Annotated in this window: 1 protein-coding gene; it reads right to left on the reverse strand. The window is 26.9% G+C overall.

Annotation, left to right across the window (positions count from 1 at the left end; genetic code table 4):
- Positions 1 to 599: 599 nt before the first annotated feature.
- Positions 600 to 2,807: a hypothetical protein gene (locus BST80_RS04800; RefSeq protein ID WP_415746203.1), complete on the reverse strand. Its 2,208-nt coding sequence runs from the start codon at positions 2,805 to 2,807 to the stop codon at positions 600 to 602.
- Between the last annotated feature and the right edge of the window lie 118 nt (positions 2,808 to 2,925).

Here is a 2,925-nt window from a genome sequence, read left to right on the forward strand (position 1 = left end):
TANNANTNAAAATTATAATNTGCTATTAATATCTTTTTAAAAATATTTACAATTATTTTAATAGGTTATGCAAGAAGTCTACTAAATATCTTCCTTCCATAATTCATAAATTTTAAAAAATAAATTAATTTTCAAATTATTACCAAGATTGATTATTTGTATAATATTAACTATCTATATTAATTTTAAATATTTAATAACTTTTTATTTTTTCTATTTAGTTGTTATTATTTTAATAAGCTAATAATTAATATAATTATTTTTATATGCAAAATTGTATCATAATTAGGTAGTTTTAATATCTGTTAAATTTTTCTTAAAAATTAACATAATAAAATAATCATTTGGTCTAAAATTTAGATAAAAAATCTTGAATATTCTATCTAAATCTATTTAGGTTTGAAACTGACTTTGAAAAATTTTTAGTATTGTCAGTTTCAGATAGTATATCTAAGCCTACAGATGCACTAATTTTTGATTTACCAAATTTATTTTATGCATATGAAATTAGTGCATAGACAGCTGGTTTTCTAATATTAGGAACTACCTAACTTTTATTCTATCTAATAAAAGAAAAAACTCTTCTTTTTTGAAGAGTTTTAAGGTTGATAAATTAAGTTTATTTTTAACATAAATATACCATTAGCGAATTGGCCAGTTGATGTTTTAACCTTAATAATCAATTCTTGTTGTGGATTATTTTCTGTTGGGAAATTAAATTGTTCAATGAATTCTTCTGATTCTGTATCATAAGATAATAATTCTCATAAAATATTTGGCTGTTGTCCTTTTAAACTTGGATTTTTTATGATTCCATCATATAGGATTGCATTAACCATATTTTTTACTAATTCTTTTTTATCTGCTAATGTTCTTGGTAAACTACGAATAAAGATTGGCAACATTGAACTTGTTAAATCAAGATTAAACTTAATTGGGACAGTTAGGGTTAAATTTAATTTAAGAGTAACTTGATCTGTAAAAATAGCATTATTTTTAGATGAAAACTGCAACTCTAAAGGAATTTTATTATCACTACTACTTACATCATATTTATTAATCGCTTCATCTAGTTGTTGACAAATTAATTCAAAGTAGTTTCAATCCGTTTGAATTTTAGAAAGCCCAAAAGTTGGTTCATCTTCAACAATAAATATTGGATTTTTAATAATATCGCCTCAAATTTGATGAGCTAAATATGGCACTTGGTTGTCCGAACTACTTTGTTTTCTTGGCACAAATTGATAAGTTTTATAGGATAAATCAACTACGGAGTTTTCTTCAATTGGCTTATTAACCATTTTAATTTGACCGTGAACAGTAACTTTAAAATCACGACCAGCAACCTCTTGTTTTCCAGAAATATTCATTACATAAGTTTCTCATTTTCCACTTTTTTTAGTTTCTTTTAAAGCATTACTTAGTCTGTCTAGGTCTTGAGGTTCAAAATTAACTAAATCACGTGATAAATGCGGATTCCATGCCTTATTATTAATCAGTTTATCTCATACTAAATCTAAAACTGAGTTTGTTGTGTGTTTATCATCTTCAGCCAATAAAATTGGGTCTAATGCTAATAACCCAGGATCAATTCCTTGATTAATTAATGTTAATGTGATTGCAATATTGCCTTTAAAAATTGGGTCAGTGTTAAGATTAAGTGCCTGCAAAGTAACTTTTTCTCTTCGCCCAATATTAGGTCAATTCTTATTAAATATTGATTGTCAACTTGTGGTGTCAAAATTAGTTAATGCTGGTCCAGCATTAATGTTTGCTTCACGCATTACTAATTTTCAAATTCAATCTTTATCAACATTTGGTCGTTCTTGTTGAGTTACAACAATTGAAATTGATAATTCTATTGTTGGTGGTAATTCAATTTGATCTTTAACAATGAATCCAACAACTCTCATATAATGATGAATGCTTTCATCAATTGGTGTTGCTAAAAAATTCAACTCTGTATTACCACCAATATTTGGTTCTGTTACAGTACTTCAATCAATTTGATAGTCATTATAATCACTTGAAACTTGCGAATCATCGTTAAACTGTTGTTTAACTTCTTTTCACACTAAGTCATATAACTTTGGTGGTTCTAAGTTATTCTGCTGTAATTTCAAATTAACCATAGCACGATAACTAATAATGCTTAATTTAATTGTAATTGTCCCACTAAAAAGACTTGTTGGCGTATTTGCTTTGCCATTATATTCAGCAAACATTGTTACAGGCAATGCTTTATTATAATCGTCTGGCAATTGAAAACCTGAGATATCATAAGTTTCTGCATCAATTGGCGTTTCTGGTTTAAAACTACCAACGGCCTTTTCTCAAATCTCATTATATAATTCCTCAACATTTTCATATTTTGTGACATCTCATATATTTTCTAAGTTAACAGTTTGACTAATATCCATTGACGACTTTTTAACTAAAGTAAAACGAACGGTAATTGAACCAATATATGGAATATCTTCATCGTAGCGAATTGTTAAAACAACATATCCAGTTTGTAGTGTATTAGCAGTAACCGGTTTTACCATATTTTTCGAATCAGTAATTTCAAAAAAATCTAAAAGTAAATCTTGAGAAAGCCTTCCTTCAATTTTTGCTTGATTAAAAATTGATTCTTCTACAGTCATATTATCATCAGTAACAATAACATTATTAGTTAAAGTGAATTCTGTTGAAATATTCTCTCTTCCAGCAATTTTTGATGGAGAAGGCGTTCCGCATGATATAACACTAGCTATCGGAGCACTTGTAGTCAGAAATGTTGTTAGGAGTGTTAAAATTTTACGCATGTAAATCCCTTTCTTTTCAAACATTAGTAGTATACATTATTTTGAGGTTTTTAATAAAATTAAGTAATTAGAAACAAATTAAGTTTCGCTTATGACTAAATGATAACAAAATTTATAA

Source organism: Spiroplasma sp. Moj (assembly GCF_016082285.1).
Lineage (GTDB): Bacteria > Bacillota_I > Bacilli_A > Mycoplasmatales > Mycoplasmataceae > Spiroplasma > Spiroplasma phoeniceum.